The 14,692-nt window shown below is 64.3% G+C and carries 14 protein-coding genes and 1 tRNA gene; 9 read left to right on the forward strand and 6 right to left on the reverse strand.

What is annotated here, in order from left to right; translation table 11 throughout:
- Positions 1 to 51 precede the first annotated feature (51 nt).
- Positions 52 to 125: transfer RNA gene (locus tag C8N32_RS06600), tRNA-Gly, on the reverse strand.
- A gap of 160 nt (positions 126 to 285) precedes the next feature.
- Positions 286 to 1,857: a bifunctional metallophosphatase/5'-nucleotidase gene (locus tag C8N32_RS06605; RefSeq protein WP_107891699.1), complete on the reverse strand. Its 1,572-nt coding sequence runs from the start codon at positions 1,855 to 1,857 to the stop codon at positions 286 to 288.
- A 110-nt stretch (positions 1,858 to 1,967) separates the two neighbouring features.
- On the opposite strand from C8N32_RS06605, the gene C8N32_RS06610 reads away from it, so the two are divergent.
- The 3 genes from C8N32_RS06610 to arsC are packed head-to-tail and all read left to right on the forward strand — an operon-like array spanning position 1,968 to position 3,705.
- Positions 1,968 to 2,306, forward strand: a complete 339-nt coding sequence (locus C8N32_RS06610; protein ID WP_107891700.1) for a DUF952 domain-containing protein — start codon at positions 1,968 to 1,970, stop codon at positions 2,304 to 2,306.
- Positions 2,303 to 3,361: a quinone-dependent dihydroorotate dehydrogenase gene (locus tag C8N32_RS06615; protein WP_107891701.1), complete on the forward strand. Its 1,059-nt coding sequence runs from the start codon at positions 2,303 to 2,305 to the stop codon at positions 3,359 to 3,361. Before C8N32_RS06610 ends, C8N32_RS06615 begins: the two co-directional genes overlap by 4 nt.
- Entirely contained in the window at positions 3,358 to 3,705 is a 348-nt protein-coding gene (arsC, locus tag C8N32_RS06620) for an arsenate reductase (glutaredoxin) (RefSeq protein WP_170106749.1), read from the forward strand. Before C8N32_RS06615 ends, arsC begins: the two co-directional genes overlap by 4 nt.
- Here the strand turns inward: arsC and C8N32_RS06625 are convergent.
- From C8N32_RS06625 to C8N32_RS06635, 3 genes are read right to left on the reverse strand one after another with little or no spacing between them, the layout of a single operon-like run.
- Positions 3,702 to 5,027 (reverse strand): MATE family efflux transporter, encoded by a 1,326-nt coding sequence (locus tag C8N32_RS06625; RefSeq protein WP_107891702.1) that lies wholly within the window; start codon positions 5,025 to 5,027, stop codon positions 3,702 to 3,704. The genes arsC and C8N32_RS06625 overlap by 4 nt on opposite strands.
- Positions 5,020 to 5,529 (reverse strand): PaaI family thioesterase, encoded by a 510-nt coding sequence (locus tag C8N32_RS06630; protein ID WP_107891703.1) that lies wholly within the window; start codon positions 5,527 to 5,529, stop codon positions 5,020 to 5,022. Before C8N32_RS06630 ends, C8N32_RS06625 begins: the two co-directional genes overlap by 8 nt.
- Positions 5,526 to 5,963, reverse strand: coding sequence for a PaaI family thioesterase (locus tag C8N32_RS06635; RefSeq protein ID WP_107891704.1), 438 nt, complete (start codon positions 5,961 to 5,963; stop codon positions 5,526 to 5,528). Before C8N32_RS06635 ends, C8N32_RS06630 begins: the two co-directional genes overlap by 4 nt.
- A 142-nt stretch (positions 5,964 to 6,105) precedes the next feature.
- Between C8N32_RS06635 and C8N32_RS06640 the strand changes: the two genes are divergently transcribed.
- The 5 genes from C8N32_RS06640 (at position 6,106) to C8N32_RS06660 (ending at position 12,259) form a co-directional block, all read left to right on the forward strand.
- Positions 6,106 to 6,474: a MerR family transcriptional regulator gene (locus tag C8N32_RS06640; RefSeq protein WP_107891705.1), complete on the forward strand. Its 369-nt coding sequence runs from the start codon at positions 6,106 to 6,108 to the stop codon at positions 6,472 to 6,474.
- 125 nt (positions 6,475 to 6,599) lie between these two features.
- Positions 6,600 to 6,995, forward strand: coding sequence for a MerR family transcriptional regulator (locus tag C8N32_RS06645; RefSeq protein WP_107891706.1), 396 nt, complete (start codon positions 6,600 to 6,602; stop codon positions 6,993 to 6,995).
- A gap of 20 nt (positions 6,996 to 7,015) precedes the next feature.
- Complete coding sequence (locus C8N32_RS06650; RefSeq protein WP_107891707.1) at positions 7,016 to 8,794, forward strand: acyl-CoA dehydrogenase C-terminal domain-containing protein; 1,779 nt, start codon at positions 7,016 to 7,018, stop codon at positions 8,792 to 8,794.
- 52 nt (positions 8,795 to 8,846) lie between these two features.
- Complete coding sequence (locus C8N32_RS06655; protein ID WP_107891708.1) at positions 8,847 to 10,058, forward strand: acetyl-CoA C-acetyltransferase; 1,212 nt, start codon at positions 8,847 to 8,849, stop codon at positions 10,056 to 10,058.
- 14 nt (positions 10,059 to 10,072) lie between these two features.
- Entirely contained in the window at positions 10,073 to 12,259 is a 2,187-nt protein-coding gene (locus tag C8N32_RS06660; RefSeq protein ID WP_107891709.1) for a 3-hydroxyacyl-CoA dehydrogenase NAD-binding domain-containing protein, read from the forward strand.
- Here C8N32_RS06660 and C8N32_RS06665 read toward each other — a convergent pair.
- Positions 12,226 to 12,942: a sulfotransferase family 2 domain-containing protein gene (locus C8N32_RS06665; RefSeq protein ID WP_107891710.1), complete on the reverse strand. Its 717-nt coding sequence runs from the start codon at positions 12,940 to 12,942 to the stop codon at positions 12,226 to 12,228. The genes C8N32_RS06660 and C8N32_RS06665 overlap by 34 nt on opposite strands.
- A gap of 97 nt (positions 12,943 to 13,039) precedes the next feature.
- Here C8N32_RS06665 and C8N32_RS06670 point away from each other — a divergent pair, with 97 nt between their 5' ends.
- Entirely contained in the window at positions 13,040 to 14,671 is a 1,632-nt protein-coding gene (locus tag C8N32_RS06670; RefSeq protein WP_107891711.1) for an AMP-binding protein, read from the forward strand.
- Positions 14,672 to 14,692 lie beyond the last annotated feature (21 nt).

A 14,692-nucleotide genomic window follows, 5' to 3' on the forward strand; every position in this document is an offset into this window, starting at 1 on the left:
CTGCACGACGCGGCAACAAGACGCAGATACAACAGCCGGACAAGAAGAGACTGGAGCGGGTAGCGGGAATCGAACCCGCACCAAGAGCTTGGAAGGCTCGTGTGATACCATTTCACCATACCCGCCGCCCCCTCCGTATAAAAGGCAAGGGCCGGGGTCCGCAAGCCCCAAAGGTGTCAGATCAGGTCCGGCCCGGCGGCGCAGCCGAATACAGCCACGCCATTACCCTCACCGGGCCATTGCTATACAGCGGGGCAGCACGCGCGCGCCCCTGCGCATTGCCGCCTACCGTGCGGTGATACGCCCGCCCGTGAAGGGCTTGTAAGACTCTCCGGCGGCCAGATACGCCGCCATTACATCCGCAAGATCCGGGCCGAAATCGTAAACGTTTTCGGCCTCTACGAACATCTTGTAGCCATCGCCCCCATTGCGGACGTAATTGTTGGAAACCACCCCGTAGGTCGCAGCCGGGTCCAACGGCACGAAACCGTCCCCCTCGGCCACCTGAACCCCGACCACGCGGGCGCCCGGCCCGGCGGCGGGGTTCCACACGACCTTCAGGCCGGCGACCTGCGGGAAGCGGCCGGCACCTTCCTCAACCTGACCGAACCCGTTTTCCAGTGCATCCAGCACCGTCTGCCCGCTGACCTGAAAGGTCGAGAGCGTGTTCTGGAACGGCAACACCGTCAGCACCTCCCCCATGGTAACGGGCCCTGCGTCGATCGAAGCCCGCAGACCGCCACCATTCTGAATCGCAATCTGAATACCCTGCGCGCGCACACGGTCCAACATGGCATCGGCCACCAGATTTCCCATCGGGCATTCCTGCGTGCGGCAAATTTCACGGCTGCCCTCGATCGGCGCGGCGGCTTCGGCCACGACTTTCTGGCGAATTTCCTCCAGCGGGACGGCAAGCTCCGCGATGCGGGCCTTGGTCGGCGCATCTTCGGCCACCGCGGCATCCATGATCAGCGGCTCTCCGGTAGCGGCGATAACCTTGCCCCCGCCATCGAACGTGACGGTCAACTCACCCAGAAACTTGCCGTAGGCATAGGCCTGCACGATAGCCGTATCGCCCACCATGGTCGGGTAAGGCCCCTCGGCCCCATCGGCGACGTTCGACAGGTAGGTGTTGGTATGCCCACCCACGATCACATCCACCCCGGTGGTCTGGGCGGCAAGACGCTTGTCCATCGCGTAACCGGAGTGGCTGAGCACGATGATCTTGGTGACTCCTTCGGCGGTCAGCTTGTCCACCTCGGCCTGCACCGCCCCGGCGGGATCGGTGAAGACGACATTCGGACCCGGGCTGGCCAGTTCGTCTGTGTCCTGCGGGGTCAACCCGATCAGGCCAAGCCTTTCACCACCGCGTTCGATCACAACCGATTTGCGGATCGCATCGCGCAAAAACGGCTCCCCCGAAATGTCGGCGTTCGACATCAGGATCGGAAAATCCACCGCATCCACGAAGCCGCGCAAAACCTCGGGGCCATCGTCGAATTCGTGGTTGCCCACAGTCATCGCGTCATAGCCCATCCGGTTCATCATCTCCGCCGCGACCTTGCCTTTGTAGTAGGTATAGAACAGTGTGCCCTGAAACTGATCGCCCCCGTCGACAAGAATGTAAGTACCCGCACGCGCCTTCGCCTCTTCCAGCGCGGAGACCAGCCGCGCGGACCCCCCAAAGCACATGCCGGCGGCGTTGTCCTCTTGCGAACACCCGGAATCGTATTTGGAAATCGGCTCGAACCGGGCGTGAAAATCGTTGGTGTGCAGAATTGTCAGCGAATAGTCGGCCTGGGCAGCACCGGCCAGCAGCGCCACGGTCGCGGCCGCGGAAAGAATGCGCAGGGTCATATCGACTCCCTCCCAATGTGGATGACACCCTCAGACTGCCCCCGCACCTGCCGCCTGTCAAAGCCTTCCCGTCCTTGACCGCGCGCCGATCTGAGGGCATGTGAGCGGGCATGCTGATCTACAAGATTTTCCGCCGCTCCGAATGGGACGCTTTCCACGAAAGCGGCGAAACGGCCGGCGCCCCGGTGGACCTGGAAGACGGGTACATTCACCTTTCCACCGCCGGGCAGGCCCCCGAAACGGCCGCCCGTCACTTCGCGGCGGAAAGCGACCTGGTTCTGATCGCCGTCGAGGCGGAAGCTCTCGGTCCGGCCCTGAAATGGGAACCCTCGCGCGGGGGGCGGTTGTTTCCACATCTCTACCGCCCCCTGGCGCTGGCCGACGTGGTGTGGGACAAGTCCCTGCCGCTGGGGGCCAGCGGCCACATATTCCCGGAGGGGATGATATGAGCGTGCTGGAACGTCTCGCCCTTCTCGGTCTGCGCCGCCTGGATCCGGAAACCGCCCACGGGCTGGCGCTGCGGGCGCTCGGCAGCGGGCTGGCGCCGCTTTCCGGCCAGCTGACCGGCCCGCGCCTGGGTATTTGCCTGGCGGGCATGGCCCTGCCCAACCCCGTGGGCCTTGCCGCGGGGTTCGACAAGAACGCACAGGCCCTTGGGCCGCTGGCCCGCGCCGGGTTCGGGTTTGTCGAGGTCGGTGCAGTTACCCCCCGTCCACAGTCCGGCAACCCGCGCCCACGCCTGTTCCGCCTGCCCGAAGACCACGCCGTCATCAACCGTTTCGGGTTCAACAACGAAGGCATGGAAGCCGTCTGCCTTCGTCTCGCCGCCCGACCGCAGGGAAACTGCGTGGGGCTGAACCTGGGCGCCAACAAAGATAGCGCCGACCGCGCCGCCGATTACGCGCGCGTTCTGGCCCATTGCGGGGCGCATGTGGATTTCGTAACTGTGAATGTCTCCTCCCCCAACACCGAGAACCTGCGCGACCTTCAGGGGAAAGCCGCCCTTTCGGCACTGCTGGTCGGCGTGATGGAGGCCCGTGCCGAACTGGCGCGCCCACTGCCCGTGTTTCTCAAAATTGCCCCGGACCTGTCGGACCGGGACCTGACCGGGATCGCCGGGGTCGCAGTGGAAAGCGGGATCTCGGGCATCATCGCCACCAACACCACGCTTTCGCGTGACGGGCTGCGCAACCCAAACGCGCGGGAGGTCGGCGGGCTTTCCGGCCAACCCCTGTTCGAAAAATCCACCCGCATCCTGGCCCGTCTCTCGGCCCTGACCGAAGGGCGGGTGCCGCTGATCGGCGTGGGGGGGATCGGCTCCGCCGAACAGGCCTATGAAAAGATCCGTGCCGGGGCCAGCGCCGTGCAACTGTATACCGCCCTGGCCTATCGCGGACTGGGGCTGGTCAGGGAGATCGTGACCGGGCTGGATACCCTGCTGGCGCGGGACGGTTTTGCCAATGCCGCCGAAGCCGTGGGCACAGGCAGAAAGGACTGGGAATGAGCGCCATCACCATCTGGCACAACCCTCGATGCTCGAAATCGCGCGCGGCATTGCGCCTGATCGAAGCGCAGGGCCACACCCCCGCGATTCGTCTTTACCGTGACGACGCCCCCACACCGGACGAGTTGCGGGCCGCACTGGAAACGCTCGGGATCCGCGCCATCGAGATGATCCGCACGGCAGAGGCGCGGTTCACGGAATTGGGCCTGTCGGCCTCCGATGACGGCGAAACCCTTCTCAGGGCCATGGCGGACAACCCGACCCTGATCGAACGGCCCGTGGTATTCGCCGGCGGCCGTGCCGTCATCGCCCGCCCGCCGGAGCGGGTTCTGGAACTGCTCTAACCCGCCGCCCGCGCCTCCAGCGCCGGGTAGCGCGCACCCAGGGTGAGTGCGCGCGCCACGAAATGAATCAGCAGCGCCGCCCACAGTCCGTGATTGCCGAACGGCGGCACCAGAAGCGCCACCGCCCCCGCATAGACGATCGCCGTCAGGATCATCATGTTGCGCATGTCCCGGGTCCGGGTCGCCCCGATGAAAATGCCGTCCAGCATGTAGGAGGCCAGCCCCACCACCGGGGCCGCGACCATCCATGGCAGGTAATCGCGCGCCGCGGCGCGGACCGGTTCGGCGGTGGTCATGATGTCGATGATCGCCGTCCCGAAGGTGGCGAAACCGACCGCCAGAAGCCCGACGCTGACCAACCCCCAGAAGCTGGTCAAAAGCGCCGCCCGGCGCAGATCCGCCCTTACCCGCGCGCCCATCGCCTGTCCCACCAGCGCCTCGGCGGCAAAGGCGAACCCGTCCAGCGCGTAAGCGGTGATTTCCAGAAACTGGAGCAGAATCTGGTTGGCGGCCAGCGGGACATCCCCGAAATCCGACCCGATGAACAGAAACGAGACGAAGATCCCCTGCAACAGGACGGACCGGATCAGGATATCGCTGTTGACCGACGCGATGTAACGCAGGCGTGCCCGGTCGAAAACGCGTGTCCAGTCACGCCAGGCGGGCGTGGCGAAGGCCTCGCGGCACAGCCACAGGCCCAGCCCCACGGCGCTCCATTCGGCCAGGAAAGTGGCGAAAGCCACCCCTTGAACGCCCCAGCCCAGCCCCAGAACGAACCACAGGTCCAGTGCAATGTTCAGCCCGTTCATCCACAATTGCAAAACCAGAACCGCGCGGGTGCGTTCCAGCGCGATGAGCCAGCCGGTCAGGCCGAAGATGGCGATGGCCGCAGGGGCCGACCAGATGCGGATGGCCATGTAATCGTGCGCCAGCGCCTCGACTTCGGGCGACGCGGGAGAGACGACGAACGCCCCCGCGAACAACCCCCCGCGCATCAGGATCATCCCCACCCCGGCCAGCACGCCCAGAAACAGCGCGCGGGAGAGCATCGCACTCACCTCCGCGGCGTCGCCCGCCCCCCTGGCCTGCGCTGTCAGACCCGTGGTCCCCATACGAAGAAAGCCCATGATCCAATAGATCGCGGCGAGGATGATCGCCCCGATTCCAACCGCCCCGATGGGTGCGGCCGCCCCCATCTGGCCAACCACGCCGGTATCCACCGCCCCAAGAATCGGCACCGAGGCGTTCGAAAGAACGATAGGCAGCGCAATTTTCAGAACCCGGCGGTGACCAAGCGCGGCGCCGGGCCGGGGCTCAGGCATTTTGGGGGGGCATCAGGAAATGCCCGGTCGCCTGCGCGTAAAGACGGGCGCGGTTGTCCTGCCAGCCTTCCACATGGACGCTGGCATAGCGGCGGCCGGAGCGGTTGATCCGCGCCCGCGCATAAGCATCGCGCGGCAGACCGGAGCGCAGATAATCGACGGTGAAGTCGATCGTCTTGGGCAGGCGCGGCAAGGTCTGCGGCGTCAGCGTCAGCGGGTCCAGATCGCCGCTTTCCATCTGGTCCCAGATCAGCGTCCAGCTCAACCCGATAATCGCCGTCACCTCAAGAAACGCCGCCGTTACGCCACCATGCAAGGCCGGCAGCATCGGGTTGCCGATCAGCTTCTCGTCGAAAGGCAGAATGGCGGTCAGTTCGTCGCCGCGGCGATCGAACTCGATGCCGAGAAAGCCGATATAGGGCACCCCGTGGACCAGCGCGTTCAACGCCGCGTCCCGGCGTTGCTTGATGACCTGTACGGGTTCGGGGGGGCGGCGGCTCATTTCGCCTTCTCCTTCGGGCGTTCCACGGTAAAGGCGCCGGTGGCGGCGGCCACCGGACGGGACCGGTCCGCATCCATCGCGGTGGCCCGCACGAAAGCCACGCTGCGCGTGATATGGTAGCATTCCGCCCGGGCGGTAATACGCTGGCCGGGGGTGGCCGGGCGCATGTAGTCGATCCGCAAATCGATGGTAGCGGTCCCCGCGGGGGCGGACGGGTGGCTCATTACCGCTGCACCACCGCAGGTGTCCATCAGGGCCGATACCGCGCCCCCATGGATCACCCCGCTTTGCGGGTCACCGATCAGACGGGCATCGTAGGGCATGGAAATCTCGGCCAGCCCCTCCCCGATCTCATCTATTCGCATGTCCAGCGCCTGGGAATGGGGTATCATCCGGATAAACTCCCGGGCCAGTTCAGCCTTGCGGTCGCTCATGCCTGATCCTTTCTGTATCCGGTTTCCTGCGCCTTTCCGACCCCTGCAAGGTCCGGCGTGCCGGGGTATACTTGCCCATCCGTCAAGCATGTGCGACTAAAACGCCTACCGGCGGCCAACCCAACAAGACGTGAGGACGTGGATGCCTGACAATCGCCTGACCTTCAAGGAAATGTGCGCGAAATTCGACGTGACGCCGCGCACTCTTCGTTATTACGAATATATTGAGCTTCTGAGTCCGGAAAAGGAAGGGCGCAGCCGCTTCTACACCCCGCGCGAGGTCGCGCGGATGACGCTGATTCTGCGCGGCCGCCGGTTCGGCTTCAGTCTTGAGGAAATCCGCCAGTGGCTTCTGGTCTACGAGGAAAAGGGAACCGAAGCCCAGATGGAGGCCTGGATCGAGATGGCAGACCGCCAGCTTGGCGTCCTGAGCGAACAGAAGGAGCAACTGGAAAACACCATCGACGAACTGCGCGAACTGCGTGAACGAGTCGCCAGCGGGCAGTTCTGACGCGCCGTCACGGGGAGACGACGCCCTGCCGTGACGCTGCGTTACGTTTACGTAAACGTCAAATTTGCCTGTAAGATCGCCCCACCACACCTCGAAAGAGGCGCGTAACACGCTGGGAAAGGGCGATGACGGACACATTCATGACCATACGGCAGATGTGCGAGGCGTATGACGTAACGCCCCGCACCCTGCGCTTCTACGAAAGCAAGGAGCTTCTCTTTCCCCGCCGGGAGGGACAGAAGCGTCTGTATGCCCGCCGCGACCGGGGGCGGCTGGTGCTGATTTTGCGGGGCAAGCGCTTTGGCTTTTCTCTGGAACAGATCCGCCAGCTGCTGGAGCTGTACAACCCCGAAGAACGCAACATCACCCAGCTTCGCCAGACCTACACGGTCGCCCAGGAACGCCTGGCCGACATGGAACGCCAGCGCACGGACCTGGATGAGGCAATCACCGAGTTGAAGGCACAGCTTGCCTGTGCCGAGAAACAATTGCGCCGCCTGCCTGCCGAGGCCGCCGAGTAAGACCACACTGGGAGGAAATCATGCCGAATTACACCCCGCCTACCGCGGACATGCAGTACCTGTTGCATGACGTCATGCAGGTCAGCCTGTCCGGCACACCGGGCTATGACGAACTGACCCCGGACTTCACCGCTGCCGTTCTGGAAGAGGCCGGCAAGATTTCCGCCGAGGTTCTGGCCCCGCTCAACCCCGTAGGGGATGAGCAGGGATGCACGCTTAAGGATGGGACTGTCACCACGCCCAGGGGCTTCAAGGCCGCCTATGACCAGATGCGCGAAGGCGGCTGGATGGGGCTGGACGCCGACCCGGCCCATGGCGGCCAGGGCATGCCCTATCTGCTGGGCACCGCCGTGGGGGAGATGTTCGTCTCCGCCAACATGGCCTTCAACATGTACCAGGGGCTGACCCACGGCGCGATGTCCGCCATCCATGCCCACGGCACCGAAGAGCAGAAGGCGCTTTACCTGCCGAAGATGATCGATGGAATCTGGTCGGGGACCATGAACCTGACCGAGCCCCATTGCGGCACCGATCTCGGCCTGATCCGCACAAAGGCCGAGCCGCAGGAAGACGGCACCTACAAAATCTCCGGCACCAAGATCTGGATTTCCGCCGGCGAACATGACCTGAGCGAGAACATCATCCATCTGGTTCTGGCGAAGATCCCCGGCGGACCGGAGGGCGTAAAGGGCATCTCGCTGTTCATCGTGCCCAAATTCCTGCCCGATGGGGCCGGCAACCCCGGCACCCGCAACAGCCTTGTCTGCGCGGGGCTGGAACACAAGATGGGCATTCACGGCAACGCCACCTGCGTGATGAATTACGATGGCGCGACAGGCTTCCTGATCGGCGAGGCACACAAGGGCATGCGTGCCATGTTCACCATGATGAACGAGGCGCGCATCGGGGTGGGGCTGCAAGGCTACGCGCAGGGCGTCGTCGCCTACCAGAACGCGCTGGACTTCGCCCGCGAACGCCTGCAAGGCCGCGCAGTGGCCGGCCCGGCCAATCCCGACGGTCCGGCGGACCCGATTCTCGTGCACCCGGATGTGCGCCGGAATCTGATGCACCAGAAATCCTTTGTCGAAGGGGCCCGTGCCTTTGCCTTCTGGGGGGCCGAGATGATCGACCGCGCCCACCGCGCAAAGGACGCGGAGGCCGAGGCGATGATTTCGCTGCTGACGCCGGTCATCAAGGGGTTCCTCACCGACAAAGGGTTCGAAACCACGGTACTGGCCCAGCAAACCTATGGCGGTACCGGCTTCACCCGCCCTGCGGGAGCCGAGCAGTTCGTCCGCGATGCCCGTATCACGATGATCTACGAGGGCACCAACGGGATCCAGTCGCTCGACCTCGTCGGCCGCAAACTGGGGCAGAACGGCGGCAAGACGGTGATGGCGTTCTTCGAGATGGTAAAGACCTTTCTGAAGGAAAACGAGAAAGACACCGCGCTGAAGGCCGACTTCCTGGACCCGCTCAAGGCTGCGTCCAAGGATCTTCAGGCCGCTGGCATGTACTTCATGGCGGAGGGGATGAAAAACCCCGCCAACGCACTGTCCGGCAGTTACGATTTCATGCACCTTTTCGGCCATGTCTGCCTTGGGCTGATGTGGGCGAAAATGGCCAGGGTATCGTCGGACGCGCTGGCACAAGGCTGCGGCGACCCCGCCTTCCACGAGACCAAGCTGGCGACCGGACGCTACTACATGGCGCGCCAGTTGCCCGCAACGGCGCTGCACCTGTCACGGATCCAGAGCGGTGGCGATACCGTGATGGCTCTGGACGCCGACCGCTTCTGACCCCCGGCCCGGCCTTCCGGCCGGCCAAGACCTGTTTTCAAAAGAGGCAGACATGACCGAAGCCTTCATCTACGACGCAATCCGCACCCCCCGCGGCAAGGGCCGCAAGGATGGCAGCCTGCACGAGGTCACCTCTCTGCGGCTGTCGGCGGGCGTGCTCGACGCGCTGAAAACCCGCAACAACCTTGAAGGGCACGTCGTCGAGGACGTGATCTGGGGCAACGCCACCCAAGTGGGCGAGCAGGGCGGGTGCCTGGCCCGCAGCGCGGTGCTGGCCTCTGCTCTGGACGAGGCCATTCCGGGACTGTCCATCAACCGTTTCTGCGCCTCGGGGCTGGAGGCCGTGAACCTCGCCGCCAATCAGGTAAAGGGCGGCGCCGGCGCGGCCTATATCGCCGGAGGCGTGGAAATGATGGGCCGCGTCGCCATGGGCAGCGACGGGGCCGCCATCGCCGTGGACCCTTCTCTGGCGATGGAGAAATACTTTGTCCCCCAGGGGATCTCCGCCGATATCATCGCCACCGAATATGGCCTCACCCGCGAACAGGCCGATGCGCTGGCCGTCGAAAGCCAGCGCCGCGCCGCGCTGGCCTGGGCCGAGGGCCGCTTCGACAAGTCCGTCGTCCCGGTCAGGGACCGCAACGGACTGACCATTCTGGACCGCGATGAATACATGCGCCCCGAAACCGACATGCAAAGCCTCGGCGCGCTGAAGGCGTCCTTCAGGGAAATGGGCGAGATCATGCCCGGCTTCGACCAGGTCGCGCAGATGAAATATCCTCACCTGGAGCGGATCGAGCATATCCACCACGCGGGCAATTCCTCGGGCATCGTGGACGGTGCGGCGGGCGTGCTGATCGGCAATGCCGAATTCGGAAAGGCCCACGGGCTGCGCCCGCGCGCCCGCATCCGTGGCACCGCGAAGATCGGGACCGATCCGACGATCATGCTGACCGGCCCGGTCCCCGTGACCGAGAAGATTCTGAAAGACACCGGCATGTCGATTTCCGACATCGACCTGTTCGAGGTCAACGAGGCTTTCGCCGCCGTCGTGCTGCGCTTCATGCAGGCGTTTGACGTCGCGCCAGACCGGGTCAACCCCAATGGCGGCTCCATCGCGCTGGGACACCCGCTGGGCGCGACCGGGGCGATCATTCTCGGCACCCTGCTGGACGAGCTGGAACGCACCGGCAAAGGCACCGGCCTTGCGACCCTCTGCGTCGCCAGCGGCATGGGCGCGGCCACCATCATAGAACGCGTGTAAGGGAGGCACGACAAATGGCAGAATTCACTTATTCCGTTGACGCCGACGGCGTGGCCACCATCACCTGGGACGTGCCCGGCAAGTCGATGAACGTGATGTCCCTGCAAGGGTTCGACGAACTGGAAACCCATATCGACGCCGCGCTGGCCGACGAGGCGGTGAAAGGCATCGTCCTGACCTCGGGCAAGAAAGACTTCGCGGGGGGGATGGACCTCAACATCATCGCCCGGATGAAAGAAGACGCGGGCGACGACCCGGCGCGCGGCCTGTTCGGCGGAATCATGAAAATCCACGCCCTGCTGCGCAAGATCGAACGCGCGGGCATGGACGACAAGAACAAGGGCGGCAAACCTATCGCCGCCGCCCTGCCCGGTACGGCGCTGGGCATCGGGCTGGAGATCCCGCTGGCCTGCCATCGCATCTTTGCCGCCGACAACCCGAAGGCCAGGATCGGCCTGCCGGAAATCATGGTCGGCATCTTCCCCGGCGCGGGCGGCACCACGCGACTGGTGCGCAAGCTGGGCGCGATGGGGGCCTCCCCCTTTCTTCTGGAGGGCAGGCTTTCCGCCCCCGCGAAGGCCAGGGCCGCAGGCCTGATCGACGAGGTCTGCGACGATCCGGCGGCCGCGGCGCGGGACTGGGTTCTGTCGGGGCCGAACATCGTGAAACCGTGGGACGAGAAGGGCTACAAGATGCCCGGAGGTGCCCCCTACCACCCGGCCGGGTTCATGACCTTCGTTGGCGCCAGCGCCATGGTCAACGGCAAGACCAAGGGCGTTTACCCGGCGGCGAAGGCGCTGCTCTCGGCGGTTTACGAAGGGGCCCTGGTCCCCTTCGACACGGCGCTGAAGGTCGAGGCCCGCTGGTTCACCAACGTGTTGATGAACCCGTCCTCCAGCGCGATGATCCGCTCCCTTTTCATCAACAAGGAGGCACTGGAGAAAGGCGCGGTCCGCCCTGCCGACATCCCGGACCTGAAGGTACAGAAGTTGGGGGTGATCGGCGCGGGCATGATGGGCGCGGGCATTGCGCTGGTTTCGGCGCAGGCGGGGATGGAGGTCGTGCTGCTTGACCAGTCCCAGGACGCCGCCGAAAAGGGCCGCGCCTATACCGCCGATTATTTCGACAAGGGCATCAAGCGCGGTAAGGCCACCCCCGAAAAGAAGCAGGAGGTGCTCTCCCGCATCACGGCAACGACCGACTATGGCGCGCTGTCGGGGGTGGATCTGGTGATCGAGGCGGTGTTCGAAGATCCCGCCATCAAGGCCGAGGTGACGAAGAAGATCGAGGCCGAGGTCGGACCGGACTGCATCATCGCCACCAACACCTCGACCCTGCCGATCAGCGGCCTGGCCACGGCCAGCGAACGTCCCGGCCAGTTCATCGGAATCCACTTCTTCAGCCCGGTGGAAAAGATGCTCCTGGTCGAGATCATCAAGGGCAAAGCGACCGGCGACCGGGCGGTGGCCAAGGCACTGGATTATGTGCGCCAGATTCGCAAGACCCCCATCGTGGTCAACGACGCGCGCTTTTTCTACGCCAACCGCTGTATCATCCCCTACATCAACGAGGGCATCCGCATGGTCGGCGAAGGCGTGGCCCCGGCGCTGGTGGAAAACGCTGCAAAGCTCGTGGGAATGCCCCTGGGACCGCTTCAGCTGGTCGATGAGACCTCGATCGACCTTGGGGTGAAGATTGCCAAGGCCACCCGCGCTGCGATGGGCGATGCCTATCCCGACGACGCGGTGGACGATGTCATCTTCTGGCTGGCCGGAGAAGGCCGCATGGGCCGCAAGTCCAAGGCCGGGTTCTACACCTATGACGCGGCGGGCAAGCGCACCGGCCTGTGGGAAGGTCTGGCGGCGAAATACCCCCCCGCCACGAGCCAGCCCGAGGTGAGCGAGGTTCAGCACCGCCTGCTGTTCGCACAGGTTCTGGAGGCCGTGCGCGCACTGGAGGATGGCGTGTTGATGGATATCCGCGAAGGCGATGTCGGCGCCATCCTGGGCTGGGGCTTCGCGCCGTGGTCGGGCGGCCCGCTGAGCTGGCTGGACATGATCGGCGCAGCCCGCGCCGTGGACCTGTGCGATGCGCTGACCAAGCGTCACGGCCCGCGCTTTACCACCCCCCCCCTTCTGCGGGAAATGGCGGAAAAGGGCGAAACCTTCTACGGGCGCTTCGCCCCTGACAAGGCCGCCTGAGGCGGCTCAAGGGACGGGGTGTCCTGCGCCCCGTCCTCAAACCCGTAGCCGAAGCGCGCGATGTCCTCGGCGCAGGTTTCGGCCACGATCTCGGCCAGCGAATCGGTGTAGTAGCGGCGGTAATCGCGCGATCTTTGCGATTCGTTCACCCGCTTCAGCGGGCGCAGGGCAAAACCCAGGTGCCCCTCCAGCAGCGGCAGGTCGTCTTCCAGACGTTCCAGGCGCGCGTAAAGTCGGCAATGTTCCACCCCTGCACCATCGCGCATGTAACGTGCATAAGGGGCTGCCCGCAACGAGGCACGGGTATGCGGATGGCTGGCAAAGGACGCGAAATCAAGACTTTGTGCCAACTTTACCGCCGTATGGTCAAAGGCCTGAACCCGCAGCCAGTGGTAATAGCTCACCATCCTGTCCCATGGGTTGCGCACCAGCGTGAACGTGAAGAATTCCGCCATCTCGGCACGGGTGATCAGGCCCTCGGCCTCGGTCAGTGACGAATGTTTCCACAACCGCCCGGCGGTTTTCACCCCCTTCAGCCGTCCCTTGCGCCGCTTGGCCTTGGGCGTGTCGCCGACCAGAATATCATCGGCCATCGCCCGCGCCTCCAGCGCCAGAGCAAGGGAAGTACCGCCGGTTTTGGGAATGTGAACAAAGATATAGTGGCGCCCGCGTGATACGATCATGAACCTAGCGTAACTTTTCGCCCCCCCTTTTCAATCCTTGCGGCCCGCGCCATGGTCTGCCGCGACATATTCGCCACTTTTGAGGAGGAGGAAAAGCATGGGCTGGCTGGCTGATGAAACCGGTCTGGAAAAATGCGCGGCAAACTACGTGCCGCTGACGCCGCTGTCAAACCTCAACCGCGCCGCTGCGGTCTATCCGGATCGTGAGGCCCTCGTATACGGAAAACGCCGCTATACCTACCGCCAATACCGGGAACGGGTCACGCGACTGGCTTCGGCGCTGAGCGGCATGGGTGTCAGGCCCGGCGATGTGGTTGCGACACTCCTGCCCAACATCCCCGCACAGGCGGAAGCGCATTTCGGCGTCCCGGCCTGCGGGGCGGTTCTGAATACCATCAACGTCCGCCTGGACGTGGCCACGGTCAGCTATATCCTGGACCACGCAGGTGCCAAAGTCGTGCTGGTCGACCCGCAATTCCTGCCGCTTCTGGTCGAGGCCCTGGAAGATATGGAAGGCGATACACCCCGGATCATAGAGGTCGCAGACGACCCCGAGGGCGTGCACGCCAGCGGCGCCTATCCCGAATACGAAGACGTACTGGCCAACGCCGACCCCGATTTTGCCTGGGTCATGCCCAAGGACGAATGGGAAAGTATCTCCCTCAACTACACCTCGGGCACCACGGGGCGCCCCAAGGGCGTGGTCTATTCCCATCGCGGCGCCTATCTGAACGCGATGGGTCAGATTCTGAGCTGGCAGATGCCGCGCTATGCCCGCTACCTGACGATCGTCCCGCTGTTTCACTGCAACGGCTGGGCCCATGCGTGGATGATGCCGCTGCTGGGCGGCACCGCCGTCTGCTGCCGGGACATCGAGGCAAGCGCCATCTACAACGCGATCGCGGATGAGAATGTCACCCATTTCGCAGGGGCGCCCATCGTGCTGAACATGATCGTCAACGCCCGCGCGGAAGATCGGCGCCCCTTCGATCACACGGTCGAGGTTTTCACCGCCGGCGCGCCACCAGCCGCCGCGACACTGGCCGCAATCGAAAAGATCGGCTTCAACGTCACGCAGGTTTACGGCCTGACGGAAACCTATGGTCCGGTCACGGAATGCGTGTGGAAAGAGGAAGAGTGGGGCCCCCTGCCCGGGGAAAAGCGCGCCGCGATGAAGGCCCGCCAGGGCGTCGGCATGCCGATGATGGAGCACGTCACCGTCATGCAGGCCGAAGAGATGCAGCAAGTGCCGATGGACAGCACCACCCAGGGCGAGATCATGATGCGCGGCAATGCGGTAATGAAAGGCTACCTGAAGAACCCCCGCGCCACGCGAGAGCATTTCGAAGGCGGTTATTTCCACACCGGCGATATCGCCGTACAGCATCCCGACACCTACCTTGAGATTGCGGACCGCGCGAAGGATATCATCATCTCCGGCGGCGAGAACGTCAGTTCCGTCGAAGTCGAAGGCGTGCTGATGCATCACCACGATGTGCTGCTTTGTGCGGTAGTGGCCCAACCTCACGAGAAATGGGGTGAGGTTCCCTGCGCTTTCGTCGAACTCAAGGACGGCCACAGCGTCACCGAGGCCGAACTGATCGCCTTCGCCCGTGAACGGCTGGCCGGGTTCAAGACACCCAAGAAAGTAATCTTTCAGGAGTTGCCCAAAACCTCCACCGGCAAGATTCAGAAGTTCGAACTGCGCAAGATCGCCAAAACCCTGTGACGATTGTAAGGGCCGCCCCTG

This window comes from Rhodovulum imhoffii (assembly GCF_003046545.1).
Taxonomy (GTDB): Bacteria; Pseudomonadota; Alphaproteobacteria; order Rhodobacterales; family Rhodobacteraceae; genus Rhodovulum; species Rhodovulum imhoffii.

Bases quoted from the DNA above. Each gene is read 5' to 3' on its own strand.
- C8N32_RS06605 (WP_107891699.1), bottom strand. From the start codon at position 1,857: ATGACCCTGCGCATTCTTTCCGCGGCCGCGACCGTGGCGCTGCTGGCC.
- C8N32_RS06610 (WP_107891700.1), top strand. From the start codon at position 1,968: ATGCTGATCTACAAGATTTTCCGCCGCTCCGAATGGGACGCTTTCCAC.
- C8N32_RS06615 (WP_107891701.1), top strand. From the start codon at position 2,303: ATGAGCGTGCTGGAACGTCTCGCCCTTCTCGGTCTGCGCCGCCTGGAT.
- arsC (WP_170106749.1), top strand. From the start codon at position 3,358: ATGAGCGCCATCACCATCTGGCACAACCCTCGATGCTCGAAATCGCGC.
- C8N32_RS06625 (WP_107891702.1), bottom strand. From the start codon at position 5,027: ATGCCTGAGCCCCGGCCCGGCGCCGCGCTTGGTCACCGCCGGGTTCTG.
- C8N32_RS06630 (WP_107891703.1), bottom strand. From the start codon at position 5,529: ATGAGCCGCCGCCCCCCCGAACCCGTACAGGTCATCAAGCAACGCCGG.
- C8N32_RS06635 (WP_107891704.1), bottom strand. From the start codon at position 5,963: ATGAGCGACCGCAAGGCTGAACTGGCCCGGGAGTTTATCCGGATGATA.
- C8N32_RS06640 (WP_107891705.1), top strand. From the start codon at position 6,106: ATGCCTGACAATCGCCTGACCTTCAAGGAAATGTGCGCGAAATTCGAC.
- C8N32_RS06645 (WP_107891706.1), top strand. From the start codon at position 6,600: ATGACGGACACATTCATGACCATACGGCAGATGTGCGAGGCGTATGAC.
- C8N32_RS06650 (WP_107891707.1), top strand. From the start codon at position 7,016: ATGCCGAATTACACCCCGCCTACCGCGGACATGCAGTACCTGTTGCAT.
- C8N32_RS06655 (WP_107891708.1), top strand. From the start codon at position 8,847: ATGACCGAAGCCTTCATCTACGACGCAATCCGCACCCCCCGCGGCAAG.
- C8N32_RS06660 (WP_107891709.1), top strand. From the start codon at position 10,073: ATGGCAGAATTCACTTATTCCGTTGACGCCGACGGCGTGGCCACCATC.
- C8N32_RS06665 (WP_107891710.1), bottom strand. From the start codon at position 12,942: ATGATCGTATCACGCGGGCGCCACTATATCTTTGTTCACATTCCCAAA.
- C8N32_RS06670 (WP_107891711.1), top strand. From the start codon at position 13,040: ATGGGCTGGCTGGCTGATGAAACCGGTCTGGAAAAATGCGCGGCAAAC.